Raw genomic sequence first — 19,792 nt, 5'->3', positions numbered from 1 at the left:
CCCGCCGTTGACGGCGGCTCAATGGTTATGCCGCGTCAATCTGTCCAGATAGCCCATCACGAATGCCGACAGGACAAAGGTCAGATGAATGATGACATACCACATTAATTTGTTATCCGGGACGTTTTTCGCGTCCATAAACACGCGTAACAGGTGAATGGAAGAGATAGCGACTATCGATGCCGCCACCTTATTTTTTAGCGAAGTCGCATCCATTTTCCCCAGCCAGTTCAGCTTCTCCTTGCCCGCAGAGATATCCAGCTGAGAGACAAAATTCTCATACCCGGAGAACATGACCATTACCAGCAATCCGCCAACCAGCGTCATATCAACCAGCGATAACAGCACCAGGATCAGATCGGCCTCCGCCAGGGCAAAAACGTTCGGCAGAACGTGTAGAATTTCCTGGAAAAATTTTAGCGCTAAAGCGATCAGCGCCAAAGAGAGGCCAAAATACACTGGCGCGAGCAGCCAGCGAGACGCATACATTACATTTTCAAGAAAGCGTTCCATAGGGACCTGTCAGGTAACTAAAATCAGCAACAGTATATCTCAACCATGCAACATCAGATCAACATGCCAGTTAAATCTCATCCGGTTTAACCTGTGGACGCTGATATTCCGGCCATACCAGCGCGACCAATGCCGGGTAGGCCTCAAGACTGAACTCCCGAAAACACTGACGTAAATTCAGGACGTCCAAATCCGAATACGGCACCTTTTCTCCGTTCAGACAACGCTTCTTAATATTGTCGTAATACTTATAAACGGCAGAGTTAAGGTCGCTGCAACGACGCTGTGCGTCAAATAATCCAGGCGTTTCATTCAACTCAGTCATTGTCATTCGTTTTATCGTTGCATGAAGGAAATCGATATATTCATGGTTAACGCGCCAGTACCATACCGGCGTTATCGAATTCATTAATACTGAGAAATGATCTTCGCCCTCTTCCTTTGTCATGGGTTCAGTTTGATTTAAATTTACGATTTTTCCACCAGGACGTTTTTTATTAACCTCCCACATCAGGAAGAGTATCGCGCCGGTCAGTAATAGCAATATAATAACAGAATAAAAAATACTGTTCATAGCAGGCTCCATTTTTTTTGATTTTAAAATTACACCATGTTATTGTCAACGAAACCTACACTATTAAAAATAGTATACCACTGATCGTAAAGGATATTTAGTCATGCTTCCTGAGCATCTGGTTTCCTCTCATTTTCGCCTGTCATCGCCGCCCCCTGAAGCCACAGAAAACAGTAAAAATTTGCCTAAGGGAAAGACAAAACTCAGCGATTACGAGCCCGATATTTTAATTAGCGCTAACGCTGCCGGGCAACACAGAAACGTATTATTTGAAGAACGCGACCGTCATATTAAAGAACGTCTGTATTGTGTGGCTAAAATTGAAACGTTTGCCCGCCTGATAAACGCACTACAGGCAGAAGGCGATATTGATGCCCAAATGCTAAGTAAAATACTGGCGGATAAAACCGCAATGATAAATGAAAAAGGCAATGCCATTTGGCTTAATTTAATCACTCGCGAAACCAATATGCCGCTATTTTATTCACTGGAAGATAAAGATGAAAGAAGTTGAAGACAATAACGTTTATTTGGCTTTAGACAACCATAAAAGTGATGAATTTATCTTAAAGCAAAATCTTGCAGCGCTAATCGCCAGTAAAAATGCCACCCTGGAAAAGGTAACGCAGGAGGTGGTATCCATACCGGCGGCGTTAGTACGCCTGAAGTGGCAAAACCGACGGGAGATGTATGCGTTACAGGTCAAAGAGGAGATTTATGGCGCGACCATCAATGCCATTATCGAGCAGCATCCTGAATTACGAGACAAAATTATGTCTCGTCTTGAAAGTGACTGGCAGCATCTGCTGGCTCGCGAGACGGCAACCTTACGTCTGACGCGTAAGCTTTCCGATGGCGACTACCGGACGCGCAACGTCACCACCGTCGCACGGCAAGAAAAATAACCTTCATGGCTAGTTAACTCTGTTGTGAATACGGGCGAAGCATAAGGATCGTTCTGATTCTCCCTCTTACGGTAGTAAAAGTGTCTACGCTTAAAGGGTGTTCAACCTGAAGGGAGAAGCTCAATGTCTCATCTATACGACCCTACCACGCAGTATTACACCGGCGAGTATCCTAAGCAAAAACAGCCGGCGCCCGGCGTCCAGGCGAAAATGACGCCTGTTCCTGACTGTGGTGAAAAAAGTTATGTCGGCAGTGGTCGCCTTAAAGATCGTAAGGCGCTGGTGACAGGGGGCGACTCCGGGATTGGGCGCGCTGCCGCTATCGCTTACGCGCGTGAAGGCGCAGATGTCGCGATCAACTATCTGCCAGCGGAAGAAGAGGACGCCCAGCAGGTTAAAGCGCTGATTGAGGAGTGCGGCCGTAAAGCGGTGTTATTGCCAGGCGATCTTAGCGACGAATCTTTCGCCCGTTCGCTGGTCCATAAGGCGCGTGAAGCGCTGGGCGGGCTGGACATTCTGGCGCTGGTGGCCGGTAAACAGACGGCAATCCCGGAGATAAAAGATCTGACCAGCGAGCAATTTCAGCAAACCTTCGCCGTTAACGTTTTTGCCCTGTTCTGGATAACCCAGGAAGCAATTCCGCTGCTGCCAAAAGGCGCCAGTATTATCACGACGTCGTCTATCCAGGCGTATCAGCCCAGTCCGCACCTGCTGGATTATGCGGCAACCAAGGCGGCAATCCTCAATTACAGCCGTGGCCTGGCGAAACAGGTGGCGGAAAAAGGAATTCGTGTGAATATTGTCGCGCCTGGCCCTATCTGGACAGCGCTGCAAATTTCCGGCGGTCAAACCCAGGATAAAATTCCGCAGTTTGGTCAGCAGACGCCAATGAAGCGGGCCGGCCAACCGGCAGAGCTGGCGCCGGTGTATGTCTATCTGGCAAGCCAGGAATCCAGTTACGTTACCGCAGAAGTGCACGGCGTGTGCGGCGGGGAGCATTTAGGCTAACGCATGAAGTCGATTAAGATGGCGCACTTCTGTTAAGCAAGGCGCCATCTTAGGCAATAAAAAAGCCGGGTGGCGACTTCGCCTTACCCGGCCTACAGCGTCAGCAGAATACTTATTTCGCTTTCGCGGTCTCTTCGCCGACCAGACCAATCTTGAGATAGCCCGCCTGATGCAGCATATCCATCACTTTCATCAGGGTTTCATACTCTACGGTTTTATCCGCGCGGAAGAAAATCGTAGTATCCTTTTTCCCTTCCGTCAGGGCCGTTAGCTCGGCAATCATCGTATCATCCGTCACCGGATCGTTACCGATAAACATGGTGTTATCCGCTTTCACCGACAGATAAACCGGTTTTTCCGGGCGCGGCTGTGGCGTACTGGTAGAAGCGGGCAGATTTACCTTGACGTCCACCGTCGCCAGCGGCGCAGCCACCATAAAGATAATCAGCAGAACCAACATGACATCGATAAACGGCGTCACGTTGATTTCATGCATTTCGCCGTTGTCATCCAGGTTCTCGTTAAGACGCATTGCCATGACGCATTACCCTACCCGTAATTTCTGCGCGGCGCGTACCGGCTGCGCACTGGCGCTCGCATTCAGATCGAGATCGCGGCTTTGCAGCAGCAATACCTGCGCCGCCACGTCGCCCAGCGTCGCTTTGTAACTGCCTATCTGACGTGCGAAGATGTTGTAAATGACAACCGCCGGGATCGCGGCCACCAGCCCAATCGCCGTCGCCAGCAGCGCTTCCGCAATACCAGGAGCGACCACCGCCAGGTTGGTGGTCTGCGTTTGCGCAATACCGATGAAGCTATTCATAATGCCCCATACGGTGCCAAACAACCCGACGAAGGGGGAAATGGCGCCGATCGTCGCCAGATAACCGTTGCCTCGTCCCATGTAGCGGCCAACTGCTGCGACGCGACGTTCCAGACGGAAGCCGGTACGTTCTTTAATCCCTTCGTTATCTTCGCTGCCCTGAGAGAGTTCCAGTTCATTCTGCGCTTCATTGATGAGCTGTGCGCTGAGACTTTTTGCACTGAAACCTGCCGCAATGTCGGAAGCCTGATCTAAAGAGCGCGCATCGGCTAATTGCAGTTGTTCACGCTTTAAGCGGCGCTTTTGAGTGAAAAATTCAACACTTTTACTGAAGAAGATAGCCCAGGTGACGACTGACGCCAGAATCAGACCAATCATCACGCACTTCACGACAATATCGGCGTGCTGATACATACCCCAGACGGAGAGATCCGTCTGCATCAAATTATTACCCACTCTGTATCTCCAGGACGCAAATCACAAAATCTGAGCATAATAATATCAAAACGGCGTCGAATTGATAGTCGTTCTCATTACTATTTACATACTGCCGCACCTTTACTGCTTTTTCTTTGCGCTTACGCATTAAAAAAGCCACCTGTTTTTATTTTGGCAAAATTTTCATCTGTATCACACGTCGCCAGGGTGCAGATGGTTATATTCATGCTAGTTTAGACATCCAGACGGTTAAAATCAGGAAACGCAACATGACGGATAAACAGTTGGATACCAAACTGGTAAACGCAGGACGCAGCAAAAAATACACGCTTGGCTCAGTGAATAGTGTGATTCAACGCGCTTCTTCACTGGTGTTTGACACCGTCGAGGCCAAAAAACACGCTACCCGCAATCGCGCCAACGGCGAATTATTTTACGGACGCCGGGGAACGCTGACCCACTTTTCGCTCCAGGAAGCCATGTGTGAACTGGAAGGCGGCGCCGGATGCGCGCTCTTCCCGTGCGGCGCGGCGGCGGTCGCCAACACCATTCTGGCATTCGTTGAGCAGGGCGACCACATCCTGATGACCAACACAGCCTATGAACCCAGCCAGGATTTCTGCAGCAAAATTCTCGGCAAACTGGGCGTGACGACAAGCTGGTTCGACCCGCTCATCGGCGCTGATATCACGCAACATATTCAGCCGAACACGAAAGTCGTATTTCTGGAATCCCCCGGTTCTATTACCATGGAGGTACATGATATTCCGACCATTGTCAGTGCGGTCAGACGCGTCGCGCCAGAAGCCGTCATCATGATTGATAATACCTGGGCGGCTGGCGTTCTGTTCAAAGCTCTGGAGTTCGATATTGATATCTCTATCCAGGCGGGCACTAAGTATCTGATTGGTCATTCTGATGCGATGGTCGGTACTGCCGTTGCAAATGCGCGTTGCTGGGAACAATTGCGGGAAAACGCCTATCTGATGGGGCAAATGCTCGACGCCGACACGGCTTATATGACCAGCCGCGGTTTGCGCACGCTCGGCGTCCGACTGCGCCAGCATCAAGAAAGCAGCCTCAAAATCGCCGCATGGCTGGCGAACCATCCTCAGGTCGCGCGCGTTAATCATCCGGCCCTGCCGGGTAGCAAAGGTCATGCGTTCTGGAAACGAGACTTTACAGGCAGCAGCGGTCTGTTCTCCTTTGTGCTCAATAAAAAGCTGACCGAGGCAGAATTATCAGCCTATCTGGATAACTTTTCGCTGTTCAGTATGGCCTACTCCTGGGGAGGCTACGAATCGCTGATTATTGCTAATCAGCCGGAACAGATCGCCGCGATTCGTCCCGCAGGCGGCGTAGATTTTACCGGTACGCTGGTTCGGGTGCATATTGGTTTAGAGAGTGTTGATGATTTGATCGCTGATTTAGCCGCCGGCTTCGCCAGAATTGTGTAAAGTTGCCGGGGATGGACATATATGCAGACAATTTCCGTGGAAAAGTCTGCGTTTGTTGCGTCCGGGATCAAGGCATCCCGGACGATTCAGGAGTACAATAGGCAGATAAAAGCGTAAATGCTGTTCCACAGGAAAGTTCATGGCTGTCATTCAAGATATTATCGCTGCGCTCTGGCAACATGATTTTGCCGCGCTGGCGAATCCACACGTTGTTAGCGTCGTCTACTTTGTCATGTTCGCCACGCTATTTTTAGAAAACGGTCTGCTGCCAGCGTCATTCTTACCCGGCGATAGTCTGCTACTACTGGCAGGCGCGTTGATCGCCCAGGATGTGATGCATTTTTTGCCGACGATTGGCATTCTCACCGCCGCGGCCAGTCTCGGCTGCTGGCTAAGTTATATCCAGGGACGCTGGCTCGGTAATACGCGTACCGTCAAAGGCTGGCTGGCGCAGCTTCCGGCAAAATATCATCAGCGCGCCACCTGCATGTTTGACCGTCACGGTTTGTTAGCGTTGCTTGCCGGGCGCTTTCTGGCGTTTGTCCGCACTCTGCTGCCAACAATGGCGGGTATTTCCGGCCTGTCCAACCGCCGGTTTCAGTTTTTTAACTGGTTAAGCGGCCTGCTGTGGGTGACTGTCGTGACCAGCTTCGGCTACGCGCTCAGTATGATCCCGTTTGTTAAGCGCCATGAAGACCAGGTAATGACATTTTTAATGATCCTTCCCGTCGCGCTACTGGTCGCCGGGCTGTTAGGTACGCTGGTCGTGGTGATTAAAAAGAAATACTGTAACGCCTGACGTATCCATAATCGGCCAGGATGGCCCGGTTACGCTTCGTTGCCCCGTGGCGGGATGCCCCACTTAGCTCCCTTGCATTGTCCGCATTCTTGCCGCATCTTCGCCCGGCGTAACGCCAAAATAACGTTTAAACTCCCGGCTAAACTGCGATGCGCTCTCATAGCCGACCCGCATCGCCGCGGCGCTGGCCTTCATACCGTCGTGAATCATCATCATCCGCGCTTTATGCAGTCGGTAGCTTTTTAAATACTGCAACGGCGAGGTGCTGGTGACCGCCTTAAAATTATGGTGAAACGCCGACACGCTCATGTTCGCTTCTGCCGCCAGTTGCTCAACATTCAGGTTCTCGGTGTATTTCATTTCGATCTGTTTAAGTACGCGACTGATCAGGCTAAAGTGCGTCTGGCGACTAACCAGTGCAAGCAGCGCCCCGCCGCGCGGTCCCATCAGCACATGATAAAGAATTTCGCGAATAATCTGTTTTCCCAGAATCCGCGCATCCAGCGGGCGCTCCATCACATCCAGCAATCTTTCCACCGCGCATAAAATCTCGTCCGACAGCGTGGCGGAGTTAATCCCACTGGCCGCCATCGGCAACTGGAAACGCTCATCTTCGCCAATGTCCATGAGCAACTCTTGCAGTTGCAGCACATCAATGTCGAGCCGAATACCGGCCAGCGGTACCTCGGGCGTCGCCCAGGTCTCGCATTCAAAAGGGAGCGGCACGGTCAGTAAGAGATATTCATTAGCGTCATAACGAAACTTGCGCTTGTTAATATAGCCAATTTTATGACCGGAAAAGAGAAATATGATGCCAGGCTGATACATGACCGGCGTGCGCGGCCCCGGTTCAACACCATACAACAGACGAATGCCCGCCAGCTGCTCGCTGATTATTTTATCATTATTTTTTAAATGATTAATTTTATCAGCCAACTGTAAGCAAATTGCTTCACGATTCATAACGCGCCATTTTTTCATCAAATCCACTCCGCTGGATTGTGCGCATTTTTAGCGATTTTCTCCAGCATTCTGGAGAAATAGGCAAAACATTGGCAGAAATGTGCATTGAGAGACATCCCTCACAAGACCACAATGATGGCCATCAGGCAGACAGCCGCCTGCCCTCTTTTTACCCACATAAGGGAATGAGCAATGAACAATTTCAAATTACATACCCCTACCCGCATTCTGTTTGGTAAAGGCGCTATCGTCGATCTCCGCGATCAGATCCCGCAGGACGCCCGCGTGCTGATTACCTATGGCGGCGGTAGCGTGAAAAAGACCGGCGTACTGGCGCAAGTTCAGGAAGCGTTAAAAGGACTGGATGTTCGGGAGTTTGGCGGTATTGAACCGAACCCGTCCTATGAAACGCTGATGAAGGCCGTGCAGCTTGTGCGCGACGAAAATATTACCTTTCTGCTGGCCGTTGGCGGCGGTTCCGTACTGGACGGCACCAAATTTATCGCCGCAGCGGCGCAATATACGGACGGCGTCGATCCGTGGCACATTCTGGAAACCGGCGGTACTGAGATTCGTAGCGCAATCCCGATGGGGTCTGTGCTGACCCTACCGGCAACCGGCTCAGAATCGAACGCCGGCGCAGTCATTTCCCGTAAAACCACTGGCGACAAACAGGCCTTCCACTCCTCGTTCGTGCAACCGGTGTTTGCCGTACTGGATCCGGTCTACACCTATACATTGCCGCCACGCCAGGTTGCGAACGGCGTCGTGGATGCTTTCGTCCATACCGTTGAGCAGTACGTCACTTACCCGGTTAACGGCAAAATTCAGGATCGTTTCGCCGAAGGCATTTTACTCACACTGATCGAAGAAGGTCCCAAAGCGCTGCAAGAGCCTGAAAACTATGACGTCCGCGCTAACGTGATGTGGGCCGCTACTCAGGCGTTGAATGGCCTGATTGGCGCTGGTGTTCCGCAGGACTGGGCGACGCATATGCTGGGCCATGAGCTTACCGCGATGCACGGTCTCGATCATGCCCAGACGCTGGCTATCATTCTGCCTGCGCTATGGAACGAAAAACGAGACGTTAAACGTGCAAAACTCCTGCAATATGCTGAACGTGTATGGAATATCACCGACGGTTCCGACGACGAGCGTATTGATGCCGCCATTGCCGCCACCCGCCGTTTCTTTGAACAGATGGGCGTGCCTACCCACTTGTCCGATTACGGTCTGGATGGCAGCACTATTCCGGCGCTACTGGCTAAACTTGAGGCGCATGGATGCACAAATTTAGGTGAAAATCAGGATATTACGCTGGATGTCAGCCGTCGGATTTATGAAGCGGCGCGCTAAGGTTTTTTCGCCTCTGACTTTCGTTTTTGGCCATTTCGTCCAGACTTAAGTCACTTAGTCTCGCCGGACCCGACTCCGGCGAGCCAATTAAAAGAGGAACACATCATGGCTAATCCAACCATTATCAGGCTACAGGATGGCAACGTAATGCCACAACTTGGGCTGGGAGTCTGGAAAGCAAGCAATGAAGAGGTGATCGCGGCGATTCATAAAGCGCTGGAGGTGGGCTATCGATCGATTGATACCGCCACAGCATATCAGAATGAAGAAGGCGTCGGCAAAGCGCTAAAAGCAGCGAGCGTGGCGCGGGAAGAGCTGTTTATCACCACCAAGTTGTGGAATGACGATCAAAAACGTCCCCGCGAAGCCCTGCAGGAGAGTCTGAAAAAACTGCAGCTTGATTATCTCGATCTCTATCTGATGCACTGGCCCGTACCGGCTATCGATCACTATGTCGACGCCTGGAAAGGCATGATCGCGCTGCAAAAAGAGGGGCTGGTAAAGAGTATCGGGGTCTGTAACTTTCAGATCCATCACCTCCAGCGTCTGATCGATGAAACCGGCGTTACCCCTGTGATCAACCAGATCGAGCTTCACCCCTTGATGCAACAGCGCCAGCTACATGCGTGGAATGCGACGCATAAAATCCAGACCGAGTCCTGGAGCCCGCTGGCGCAGGGCGGCGAAGGCGTATTCGATCAGAAAGTGATTCGCGAACTGGCGGATAAATACGGCAAAACGCCCGCCCAGATTGTTATTCGCTGGCATCTGGACTGCGGGCTGGTCGTCATTCCGAAATCCGTCACCCCTTCCCGTATCGCGGAAAACTTTGCTGTCTGGGATTTCCGTCTCGATAAAGATGAATTAGGCGAGATCGCAAAACTGGATCAAGGAAAACGCCTCGGCCCCGATCCGGATCAGTTCGGCGGTTAAGCCGGATTTATCGCACGTCATGCCCGACAATGTCGTCGGGCTTTTTTGCATTCAGAAACATTAAGAAACAATTACGCGCATTTAACAGTATATTTCTCCTACACACAAGCGCATAATTATTCTGATTTTGTGAATATTTATTCATATTTATTATGAATTTACTTAATACATATAAAATATTTATGGATGTGTGATTGTGGCGGAAAAAAAATCTCAGGGCGTCAAATGGCTCCCATTAATTCTTATTCTGGTTATCGCCGCCGGACTGTGGCAGCTAACGCCCCCTTCCGGGTTAAGCGCGCCGGCCTGGCATTCCGCGATTATTTTTGTCGCGACGATCGCCTCTATCGTGGCGAAAGTGCTGCCTATTGGCGCGGTCGGTATTATCGGCATCACCGTCTTTGCGCTCGCCTATGCTGCCGGCGACAAAACGGCCAGCGGCGCGATTACCACGGCGTTGAGCGAGCTGAACAGTTCGTTGATCTGGCTTATCGTCGTCGCCTTTATGATTGCCCGTGGGTTTATCAAAACCGGACTGGGTCGGCGTATCGCCCTACAAATGATCCGTCTGTTAGGTAAACGAACGCTGGGCCTGGCTTATGGTCTGGCGTTTGCCGATCTGATCCTCTCCCCCGCGATGCCCAGTAACACCGCGCGCTGCGGCGGCGTGATTTACCCGATCGCCGACTCGCTGGCGCGCAGCTTTGATTCACATCCGGAAGATGAGTCTCGCAGCAAAATCGGCACCTTTCTGATCACCTGTATTGGCAATGTTAACGACGTCACCGCCGCACTGTTTATGACCGGTTATACGGGTAACCTGCTGGCGGTAAAACTGGCGGCGAACGCCGGCGTTACGTTGAGCTGGGGAAGCTGGTTTATCGCCGCGCTCCTGCCTTGCCTGGTCTCTCTTCTTATCGTCCCGCTGCTGGTCTACTGGCTGACCCGTCCGGAAATTAAACATACGCCGGATGCGCCGGATCTGGCGCGCAAAGAGCTGGCGCAAATGGGCAGTATGGCGCGCGGCGAGTGGCTCATGCTGGCGACCGTCGGCGTGTTGCTGGTGCTATGGATTTTTGGCAGCTCGCTCGGCGTGGATGCCACGACGGCCTCTTTTGTCGGTCTCTCGATTTTATTACTGAGCGGCGTGCTCACCTGGGAAGACGTTAAAAGCGAAAAAGGCGCCTGGGATACGTTGATTTGGTTTGCCGCGCTGCTGATGATGGCTAACCAGTTAAAGAAACTAGGATTCACCAGCTGGTTTGGCAACCTGATTGGCGACAGCATCGGCAGTACGATGCATGGAACCAGTTGGATAATCATTCTGCTGCTGCTTAACGCAGCCTATTTTTATACCCACTATTTTTTCGCCAGCGGCAACGCGCAGATCGCCGCGCTGTATGCGGTGTTTCTGGGTGTCGGTCTGCATCTGAATATACCGGCAGCGCCGATGGCGCTTATGCTGGCGTTTACCAGCAGCCTGTACTGCTCTCTTACACAGTATACCCACGCACGCGGCCCCATTCTTTTTGGCGCCGGCTATGTACCGACGGGCGTCTGGTGGCGAACGGGATTTATTATCAGCCTCTTTAATCAGGCGGTCTTTTTGACAGTCGGCCTCGCATGGTGGAAAGTGTTAGGGTTGTATTAAACGCTTAACGCATCGATAAGCCCCTCGGTTAACGGAGAAATGGAATGACCTGCATTTTCTGTCAAATAGTTGAAGGTAAAGCACCTTGTCATAAAGTTTGGGAAGATGAGCATCACCTGGCTTTTTTGTCGATTTTTCCGAATACCGATGGGTTTACCGTAGTGATCCCGAAAAAACATTACCCCAGCTACGCGTTCGATCTACCGCCGCAGGCGTTAGCGGACCTGATGCTGGCGACCCAAAAAGTGGCTAAGAAACTGGATAAGGCTTTCCCGGATGTCAGTCGTACGGGAATGTTCTTCGAAGGTTTCGGTGTAGACCATGTGCACAGTAAATTAAGCCCCATGCACGGTACTGGCGATTTAACCCACTGGAAACCGATTGAATCGCGGCAGAATAAATTTTTCGAACAGTATGAAGGATATCTGTCGTCACACGATCATGAACGGGCGGATGATGAAAAACTGGCCGCGCTGGCGGCCAGAATTCGTGAGGCATAAATACGGCGCACTTCTGCCGGATGGTGTTCGGCCTGGGTCGATCTGTGGGCCTGATAAACACAGCGCCATCAGGCAAAATAATCGCTGGATCGCGGCTTCGCCTTATCCAGCCTGACAGGATACCTGTAAAACCGTTTAACGCCCCGCGCCTTTCCCGCGCTTCTTATTCGCAGCAAGCCCCTGCCGCTGATGTTCCACTGGCGTATGCTTGGTCAGCGCCGGGCGGGTATTGCGGTTCTGGCGACGCGCTTCGCGCATCTCTTCAATGGTCGGCGCAGGCACCAGACACTCACGGCGACCGCCAATCAAATGCTTTTTCCCCATCGCTTCCAGCGCCTGGCGAATCAGCGGCCAGTTCGCCGGATCGTGATAACGCAGCAGTGCCTTATGCAGGCGACGTTGCCTGTCTCCCTTCGGCACCACCACATCTTCACTCTTATAACCAATTTTACCCAGCGGGTTTTTGCCGGTGTAATACATGGTGGTCGAATTCGCCAACGGCGACGGGTAGAAGTTCTGCACCTGATCCAAACGGAAGCGGTGGCGCTTGAGCCACAGCGCAAGATTCACCATATCCTCGTCCCGCGTGCCCGGATGCGCGGAGATAAAATACGGGATCAGATACTGCTCTTTTCCGGCCTGTTTAGAGTAAAGGTCAAATAACTCTTTAAAGCGATCGTAGCTGCCCATACCCGGCTTCATCATTTTCGACAGCGGACCTTCTTCAGTATGCTCCGGGGCAATCTTCAGATAGCCGCCCACATGATGGCTCGCCAGCTCTTTAATGTAGCGAGGATCTTCTACGGCGATGTCGTAGCGCACGCCGGAGGCAATTAAGATTTTCTTAATGCCTTTCAGCTCACGGGCGCGGCGATAAAGATTGATCGTCGGCGTATGGTCAGTATCCATATGCGGACAGATATCCGGATAGACGCACGACAGGCGACGACAGGTCTGCTCCGCACGCGGCGACTTACAGCGCAGCATATACATGTTCGCGGTAGGACCGCCCAGATCGGAGATCACGCCGGTAAACCCCGGCACCGTGTCGCGGATCGCTTCGATCTCGTTGATAATAGAGTCTTCCGAGCGGCTCTGAATGATGCGCCCTTCATGTTCAGTGATCGAGCAGAAAGAGCAGCCGCCAAAGCAGCCGCGCATGATATTGATCGAAAAGCGGATCATCTCATAGGCCGGAATACGGGCATTGCCGTAAGCCGGGTGCGGCACACGCTGATACGGCAGCGCAAACACGCTATCCATCTCTTCAGTGGAGAGCGGTATGGCGGGTGGGTTGATCCAGACATAGCGGTCGCCGTGTTTTTGCATCAGCGCCCGCGCGCAGCCAGGGTTAGTTTCGTGATGCAGAATACGCGACGCATGGGCGTACAGCACCTTGTCGCCTTTCACCTTTTCAAAGGATGGCAACAGGATATAGGTTTTTTCCCACGGCTTCGGACGCGGCGGCTGCACGGTAATCGCCTTAGCTTCTTGCTTTTTCGGCGCGACCGGCTTGTTATCCGCGCACGGCAGATCCTCGCCATAGGGATGGGGAATTGGATCGATTTTACCCGGCGTGTCCAGACGAGTGGAGTCGACGCCGCTCCAGCCTGGCAGCGCTTCTTTAACCATAATCGCAGTGTTACGCACATCACGAATCTGATCGATGGTTTCGCCCATTGCCAGACGGTGCGCCACTTCCACCAGCGGACGCTCGCCGTTGCCAAACATCAGCATGTCGGCTTTGGAATCGACTAACACTGAACGACGCACAGTATCAGACCAGTAGTCGTAATGCGCGGTACGGCGCAGACTGGCCTCAATGCCGCCAAGGATCACCGGGACATCTTTCCACGCTTCTTTGCAACGCTGGGTATAGACCAGCGTGGCGCGGTCCGGGCGTTTGCCCGCGACGTTGTCCGGGGTGTAGGCGTCGTCATGGCGCAGCTTACGGTCGGCGGTGTAGCGGTTGATCATCGAGTCCATGTTGCCGGCGGTGACGCCGAAGAACAGGTTCGGTTTTCCCAGACGCATAAAGTCGTCTTTGCTGTTCCAGTCCGGCTGGGCGATGATCCCCACGCGGAAGCCCTGCGCTTCCAGCATACGACCGCAAATCGCCATGCCGAAGCTCGGATGGTCGACGTAGGCGTCGCCGGTTACCAGAATGATGTCGCAGCTATCCCAGCCAAGTTGATCCATCTCGTCACGTGACATCGGCAAAAACGGCGCCGGCCCAAAGCAGGCGGCCCAGTACTGCGGCCAGGAGAAAAGGTCGCGATCCGGTTGGATCAGGGAGATAGCGCTCATATTGCTTCCAAAACGATTGGCAAAAAAATAATCAAAGGTCGGGGATTATAAGCCGGAATGGAAGATAAATCGAATTGATTGGTGAGGCTGCACTCTGTAGCGGGGCCGATTGCCTGCCCCGCCGGTTATCGTACTTATGGACGAACAGGCATATCTGCTACTTTGATAATAGGATTTTGTTCTTCGAGCAAATTCAACAGTACCGGCGTGACATGATACATGGATTCTGCAATCATGACTTTCCCTCGCAGGGTGATTTTCTTTCCTATAAACCGTTGATAATAGTTGTATTTTTCAGGGGGAAGAATGAGCTGGACATAGCGATCCCAGTCAGGTTGATCCGTCATGGCACCAGCCACACACTGAAGGTTTATTGTTTTTAATTCGAGATCTTTATCCGAGTGTTGGCCTTGATTATCTTCAATGACGTGCTCGCGTTTGACCATCATACCTTCCAGTTCAATCGTGTCACCCTCTTTGTTGCAGGAAGAATCAAAGTTCACATAAGTGAGAACATATTTCCCTTTCTTTTCATCAAACTCAAAAGTGGAATTGTAATAAATACCTAAAGGTTCGCTGTATAAAAAGGAGTAGCGCTTATAGCTCTCAATATCTCGTTGACAGTTTCCGCCGCCATTGATCATTAAGTCTCTGTATTTTTGCCATACTTTTTCTAAATTGATTGGCTGATCTACGCCAGTCGTAAGGTATTCTGCCGTATTGTCCATAACATATTTGATATTATTCGCTTTCAGCGCCTCACAAAAATCGGTTGTGTTCTGAATATACAGCGCCTTTTTACGCTGTGACTCAGGAGAAAGCAGCTTTTTGAGGAGTTTGATATTACGATGTTCTGTCTTGGTAATGAGGTAATCAACGTTCGCATAGCGTGGGCGATACCACGGCTGCTGTCGGAAGTACCGTTCCATCTCACCGCCCGGTCTGAAAATATAACCGTGGCGAGCATAAATCTCATTAAGCATAATTTTAAGATCGGCTATCGAGGTTGCGCTGGTTTGCACGCTTCTTACAGGAAGCCAGGTCCGCGAGGCTTCAGGAAATCGACCTTCCAGCGTGATGTGCTCTATCTGCGGTGCAAAAGCAAGATAGCTGCCGTAATCTAACAGCGTTCCCTTTGCCCCCATAGGAATGAGCCCTTTTCTTTTAGGCGTCACGAGAAAATCGATACAGCGCATATGTTCACTTCCAGTAATCACCGAATGGTCATTCTCTTGTTCAAAAAACTGGATATCACACCACGGCGCGCCACTCATCGTAGAAAAATCGTCAGGAACCACGCGCTGCCATTTTCGAACGTCGGGCAACTCAGCGTAAAATCCGAGCCACTCATCTGCAGTGGCGGTATAATCATCGTTTTCGCTGCCATAAAAGGGTTCGCGACTGTCACCGAAAAAGGTAAAGTCATTTAGTGTGTAGTCTGTGACCTTGTCCTGAAAATAGATTTTTTTATTTTCGAACTCAGGGCGGAATTTTAGTTCCGCATTAGCTGAGAAGATAAACAGGCACACAAATATAAATAAAAAACATTTTTTCATTATTTACCACTCCCTGTATTTCTATTAACAATCAATGTAATTTCAATTATCAGAGCACGGCATATCAGTCTAAATCGGCGCACTGCTGTGCTAATTTTATACGCGCATTGGTACGCCGCGTATCTTCTGGTGGATACACCTTATCGATCATTGCGTTAAGCTTGTTACAGTCCAACCAAGCCATCCGGTAGGCAGTCATCAGGCTATGTATTTCATCCTGGTAATCAAGGCTGGCTACAATAAGGGCTTCCGGCAACGCCGTATGTTGCTGTTGCATACTTTGCAGTATCCCCGCCAGAATATCCGGCGGCAGCGCGTCCTCTTTCGAGGCTGTATGCAATGTGCGTGAAATCAGGAAATTCCAGCCGTCCGTCAACTTATCCTGAGGGATGTGCTGCCAGTTCAGCATCTGCCCTTTCACCAACGCACGCAGCGTCTCGCCATCCGCATCACTAAACAGCGACGCCAGCAGATTTTTATTCGGATAAAGTGATTGTCCCAGCACCTGCGGCGTCAGTTTTATCTGGGCAAGCAGCGCTTTAGTTTGCCCCTGCAACAAGAAATAATATGCGCGATACAGCGGATTTTGCGCTTCACGCCGCTGCCAGAAAAAGGCCAGAGTCTCTTTATCCTGAAGCTGTATCGCCCCCGAATAGGCTTCATCGGTGAGGAGATCGGGCATGACCCGTAGTAGAACGTCGGCCATCTCAAAAAAAGTCTGGCGAAATCCCTCAGGCTTAAAATGGGGCGTGGGGAGATATTCCAACGGATTTTGCTGCCGTACGATGGTGCGATTTGCCTGCGCCTGCTGAGAGTCGCCCGTGAGCTGCTCGCTAAAAATACGCACCGCAGTGATATTGCCACTCTCAAAAGCTGCAAAAAATGGCGCATTGACGAAATAGCCATCTTCCCGCGAAACACTAAAAGGCGATGCCACACGTGCAGTCAGAGCGCGCAAGTTTTTTTCTGATATGCCTGGCGCTTTTACCGCCTGAACCAGTGTCTGTTCCAACATACTGTTATCATGAATGCTCTCTAACTGGTCCAAGTCGCCTGCCTGAACCTGCCTGAGCAACTGCGCAATATTTTGCTGTTGCCATTGATGGCTAATAGCACGCCACAGCTCCGGCATCACCGGGCACAGCACCCCAATGAACACAATATGGCACAGTAGCCATGCGGGCCACGGCTTGCGCAGCCAGGTTCCCAGCAGCAGCGCGGGCAGCAAGCCCGCCCAACTCAGAATCGGCAACAGGAGCATCAACATCCATACCGTGCCTGTTTGGCTCAACAACTGGGTGTACTGCAACGTGAGTAACAGCAATACCACGACTGCCCACTGTGGTAGTAATACCCACAGCAAAATCTGTCGGCTGCGTTTTTTGGAAAACATCAGGATCAGCAGTGATGCCACCGCAGCGGCATACCCCCACGGTAGAATACAAAACATCAGCAGTTCAGAGCCAAGCCATCGATTAATATAATCCATTTACTATTCCTTTAGTCACTTCGCGACTGGACATAGCACATTCAGCCGTTGCCGCGTATCGTTTCGTGCTTGTTCGCCCCCCGCCACTGAAGCATTCAACACCTCACGCAATTGCTCACAGGAAAGCCCAGCCTGTAAAAAAGCGGCAGGAAACGTCGGTGTCCAGGGAAGATAGTGGGCGATTTGCTCGTTGGATAACGCTTTCTGCGCTTGCATCGCCTTAATGATCTGTATCAGCAATGCGTTCTCTAACGCTCCACCACGCAGTCGCAATATGGCCTGATGCAGAGGCTCATTATTTCCGTCTTCCATTGCTCGTTTCCAGTCCACTACGTTTGCATCAATAAGCGACTGAATCATTACCAGATTGCCATTGCTCAGTATGAAAGTGAGCAGGTTTTCACGATCCCACCTCTCAATCGGCGGTGTGATCAATATTTCTGGATTATGGGTTACCTCGCTTATTAGCGGTTCCGTTTTGGCTAACAACACCATCGCTTCGAGCCTGCGCAGAGGAATAGTGGGCGGATGTTTCTGCCAAAAATAAGCAACCAACTCGGTGTTACGTTGGATAATGGGATAAATATAGACAGCATCATTCAACAGTTCTGGCATAATATTCAGCAATAGCTGACTAATTTCTAGTCTGTACTGCTCGCGATACTGTGATATATAGTTAGATTTATAAAGCGTCAGCAGTGGATTTTCTTTACGAGCGACAATGTTGCGATTCTCTCTGGCGGAAGATGTCTCGCCCACCAGTTGCTGGCTAAAAAAGCGTACTATCGGTACGTTATGTTGGCGAAGAGCGGTGACAAATGGCGTATAAAGAAATTCGGCATTCGGGATCGCCGCTTTAGGGCAAGATTCTGCCGCTGTCAAAAATGGCGAAATACCTCGTATTTTAGCCAGATAACGCAATAAATTTTCCGGTGTATCGCGGTGTTCTGCAGCCAGCGTCAAAACACTTGCCAATTGATAACAAGAGGCATCCTGCAAAACCTGAACATCCCCCTTCGCGCGCTCAAACAGTCGGGTAATTTTATAGTTATTCCAGTCTTCACCAATGTGATGCCATAATCGCGGGCCGTCCATCACATAAACGAAAACGAACAAAAAAATAGTATGGGACACGATAGTTCCCAGAATAAAAAATGGAGACTCTCGACTAGAAAAAATAGCAATTATTATCGAGGGCATCAATCCTAATATCAATAAATATACGATATAAATATTTTTTGAATCGATCCAGAATAATCCTCCCCACAATATACAAACAACGCTCACCTGCGGAAGAACAACACGCAAGAAAACCCGCCGATAGCGCAAAGAATCAAATGCGCCGACAATTAACCTCAATAATACGACGCCATAAATCCCCCACGCGCTCATCAATATTACTGAGTCCCACATCATCCACGCAAATGATTCAACCATAAAGCATCCTTACTTTCCATGCTCACTACCGAATTCAAATCTCTCGTTTCTATTTTCTGATAACACAGCAAGCTAAACGCACTAATAACTATAGCCAATACGATGATTGTATATATTGCCCAGCACGGTGGATATTATCATCAACAACAAACTCCATCCGTTTCCAAAATTCATTATTGCCCGTTATTTTTTCTGATGATAAAACACATCGAATTCAAACTGCCATGAGAAAGGTTTCGGTTTGTTGCTATTATCAAAGGCAACGGCTTGCGCATACAGTTCGTCCGTCAATAATTCCGGCACGACGCTAATCAAACTGGTACAAATATCTCGCGCCAAAAGTTATTGTTGCAGAAAAATTTGTTCGTCAGCCATACTATCATTAAAAATACGATTCAGTAGGTCCAATAATGGATTGTTTTGTAAGAGCTGATGCCGATATTGCTTTGCCTGTACAGAATCGCCAATAAACCAGGAGGCAAACGCCCCAACGGCAGGGCGATTAAGCCGGTCGATGGCCAAAACCAACCAAATTTTTTCAGTTCCGTCCGCAATATCAAAAGGGGAAATGCGTTTTGCGAGATGCTCAATCCGCCTATTCGTCCACCAATCCCCTGCGTTTTGCGACTGCATTGCTTGCGACATCAAATGATTTAAAAAAGAGCGGTCATCGGTCGTATCGATTTTTTGTAACAGCGTTTCTTCCGCCGCCTGCTGTGCCTGATAGGCATCGCGCCGATGATGCCTCTCGAGAATATCCCCTATGTGCGCTAACAACAGCAGCAATACGACCGCATGGCACCCGGCCCAAAGGTGGTGTGGTTGGCGTAATCGGTGGCTAAACAGTAGCGCCAGCAATAAACTAAGCCCCAGTATCCACCCTGCGCCAATCGGGAAGAAAAGCGTTTCATCACCCGCAGCAAACCATAGCAAAAGAACCAGCGTAATCTGTGGCAAAGCAATCCACAGCAACACGCGACGAGGCGTTTGGAACAAAAAAGCCAGGCAAATAACAATGAAGAACAGAATAAGATAGCCGCTGCAGTAAACATCCAGAACGTCAGCAGCCGCCATCCCTCCTCA

At 50.7% G+C, this 19,792-nt stretch carries 18 protein-coding genes and 1 pseudogene; 9 read left to right on the top strand and 10 right to left on the bottom strand.

Annotation, left to right across the window (positions count from 1 at the left end; genetic code table 11):
- Window positions 1–18: 18 nt before the first annotated feature.
- Together ACLJPE_RS10355 and ACLJPE_RS10350 are read right to left on the bottom strand one after the other, a co-directional pair.
- Entirely contained in the window at window positions 19–513 is a 495-nt protein-coding gene (locus ACLJPE_RS10355) for a TIGR00645 family protein (RefSeq protein WP_000439335.1), read from the bottom strand.
- A 70-nt stretch (window positions 514–583) separates the two neighbouring features.
- A complete protein-coding gene (locus ACLJPE_RS10350; protein ID WP_001084409.1) occupies window positions 584–1,087 on the bottom strand; it encodes an ESA_00282 family adhesion-associated protein in 504 nt (167 codons plus the stop codon).
- A 103-nt stretch (window positions 1,088–1,190) separates the two neighbouring features.
- On the opposite strand from ACLJPE_RS10350, the gene ACLJPE_RS10345 reads away from it, so the two are divergent.
- The 3 genes from ACLJPE_RS10345 to ACLJPE_RS10335 all read left to right on the top strand — a co-directional run bounded on the left by ACLJPE_RS10345 (window position 1,191) and on the right by ACLJPE_RS10335 (window position 3,000).
- Window positions 1,191–1,601, top strand: a complete 411-nt coding sequence (locus tag ACLJPE_RS10345) for a hypothetical protein (protein ID WP_000936443.1) — start codon at window positions 1,191–1,193, stop codon at window positions 1,599–1,601.
- Complete coding sequence (locus ACLJPE_RS10340; RefSeq protein WP_000665657.1) at window positions 1,588–1,992, top strand: hypothetical protein; 405 nt, start codon at window positions 1,588–1,590, stop codon at window positions 1,990–1,992. Before ACLJPE_RS10345 ends, ACLJPE_RS10340 begins: the two co-directional genes overlap by 14 nt.
- Before the next feature lie 123 nt (window positions 1,993–2,115).
- Window positions 2,116–3,000, top strand: coding sequence for an SDR family oxidoreductase (locus ACLJPE_RS10335; protein WP_000019032.1), 885 nt, complete (start codon window positions 2,116–2,118; stop codon window positions 2,998–3,000).
- A gap of 112 nt (window positions 3,001–3,112) precedes the next feature.
- Here the strand turns inward: ACLJPE_RS10335 and exbD are convergent, their stop codons facing one another.
- Window positions 3,113–3,538: a TonB system transport protein ExbD gene (gene exbD / locus ACLJPE_RS10330; RefSeq protein WP_001251476.1), complete on the bottom strand. Its 426-nt coding sequence runs from the start codon at window positions 3,536–3,538 to the stop codon at window positions 3,113–3,115.
- Window positions 3,539–3,544: 6 nt separating this feature from the next.
- On the bottom strand, window positions 3,545–4,279 hold the full coding sequence (gene exbB, locus ACLJPE_RS10325) for a tol-pal system-associated acyl-CoA thioesterase (RefSeq protein ID WP_000527859.1): 735 nt from the start codon (window positions 4,277–4,279) through the stop codon (window positions 3,545–3,547).
- A gap of 251 nt (window positions 4,280–4,530) precedes the next feature.
- Here exbB and metC point away from each other — a divergent pair, with 251 nt between their 5' ends.
- Together metC and yghB are read left to right on the top strand one after the other, a co-directional pair.
- A complete protein-coding gene (gene metC, locus ACLJPE_RS10320) occupies window positions 4,531–5,718 on the top strand; it encodes a cystathionine beta-lyase (protein WP_000130270.1) in 1,188 nt (395 codons plus the stop codon).
- Window positions 5,719–5,857: 139 nt separating this feature from the next.
- Window positions 5,858–6,517: a DedA family general envelope maintenance protein YghB gene (gene yghB, locus ACLJPE_RS10315; protein ID WP_000268441.1), complete on the top strand. Its 660-nt coding sequence runs from the start codon at window positions 5,858–5,860 to the stop codon at window positions 6,515–6,517.
- A 63-nt stretch (window positions 6,518–6,580) separates the two neighbouring features.
- Here yghB and ACLJPE_RS10310 read toward each other — a convergent pair whose 3' ends face one another.
- Window positions 6,581–7,480, bottom strand: coding sequence for an AraC family transcriptional regulator (locus tag ACLJPE_RS10310; RefSeq protein ID WP_024133738.1), 900 nt, complete (start codon window positions 7,478–7,480; stop codon window positions 6,581–6,583).
- A 192-nt stretch (window positions 7,481–7,672) separates the two neighbouring features.
- On the opposite strand from ACLJPE_RS10310, the gene yqhD reads away from it, so the two are divergent.
- The 4 genes and pseudogenes from yqhD (at window position 7,673) to ACLJPE_RS10290 (ending at window position 11,920) form a co-directional block, all read left to right on the top strand.
- Window positions 7,673–8,836, top strand: coding sequence for an alcohol dehydrogenase (yqhD, locus tag ACLJPE_RS10305; protein ID WP_001058720.1), 1,164 nt, complete (start codon window positions 7,673–7,675; stop codon window positions 8,834–8,836).
- Window positions 8,837–8,941: 105 nt separating this feature from the next.
- Complete coding sequence (gene dkgA / locus ACLJPE_RS10300) at window positions 8,942–9,769, top strand: 2,5-didehydrogluconate reductase DkgA (protein ID WP_000013100.1); 828 nt, start codon at window positions 8,942–8,944, stop codon at window positions 9,767–9,769.
- A gap of 165 nt (window positions 9,770–9,934) precedes the next feature.
- Window positions 9,935–11,420: pseudogene (locus ACLJPE_RS10295) on the top strand (DASS family sodium-coupled anion symporter).
- 44 nt (window positions 11,421–11,464) lie between these two features.
- Complete coding sequence (locus ACLJPE_RS10290; protein ID WP_000128242.1) at window positions 11,465–11,920, top strand: HIT family protein; 456 nt, start codon at window positions 11,465–11,467, stop codon at window positions 11,918–11,920.
- A gap of 135 nt (window positions 11,921–12,055) precedes the next feature.
- On the opposite strand, the gene ACLJPE_RS10285 is transcribed toward ACLJPE_RS10290, so the two are convergent.
- The 5 genes from ACLJPE_RS10285 to ACLJPE_RS10265 all read right to left on the bottom strand — a co-directional run bounded on the left by ACLJPE_RS10285 (window position 12,056) and on the right by ACLJPE_RS10265 (window position 19,783).
- Window positions 12,056–14,227 (bottom strand): YgiQ family radical SAM protein, encoded by a 2,172-nt coding sequence (locus ACLJPE_RS10285; protein WP_001274458.1) that lies wholly within the window; start codon window positions 14,225–14,227, stop codon window positions 12,056–12,058.
- Between the two features lie 134 nt (window positions 14,228–14,361).
- A complete protein-coding gene (locus ACLJPE_RS10280) occupies window positions 14,362–15,783 on the bottom strand; it encodes a DUF4459 domain-containing protein (RefSeq protein WP_000710523.1) in 1,422 nt (473 codons plus the stop codon).
- 64 nt (window positions 15,784–15,847) lie between these two features.
- Entirely contained in the window at window positions 15,848–17,272 is a 1,425-nt protein-coding gene (locus ACLJPE_RS10275) for a hypothetical protein (RefSeq protein ID WP_000384556.1), read from the bottom strand.
- Window positions 17,273–17,287: 15 nt separating this feature from the next.
- Window positions 17,288–18,193, bottom strand: coding sequence for a hypothetical protein (locus ACLJPE_RS10270; RefSeq protein WP_306291964.1), 906 nt, complete (start codon window positions 18,191–18,193; stop codon window positions 17,288–17,290).
- Window positions 18,194–19,051: 858 nt separating this feature from the next.
- On the bottom strand, window positions 19,052–19,783 hold the full coding sequence (locus tag ACLJPE_RS10265) for a hypothetical protein (RefSeq protein ID WP_223148965.1): 732 nt from the start codon (window positions 19,781–19,783) through the stop codon (window positions 19,052–19,054).
- Window positions 19,784–19,792 lie beyond the last annotated feature (9 nt).

The organism is Salmonella sp. SAL04196 (assembly GCF_046550835.1).
In the GTDB taxonomy this organism is placed as follows: domain Bacteria; phylum Pseudomonadota; class Gammaproteobacteria; order Enterobacterales; family Enterobacteriaceae; genus Salmonella; species Salmonella enterica.
This window is presented reverse-complemented; position numbering and strand designations above follow the sequence as displayed.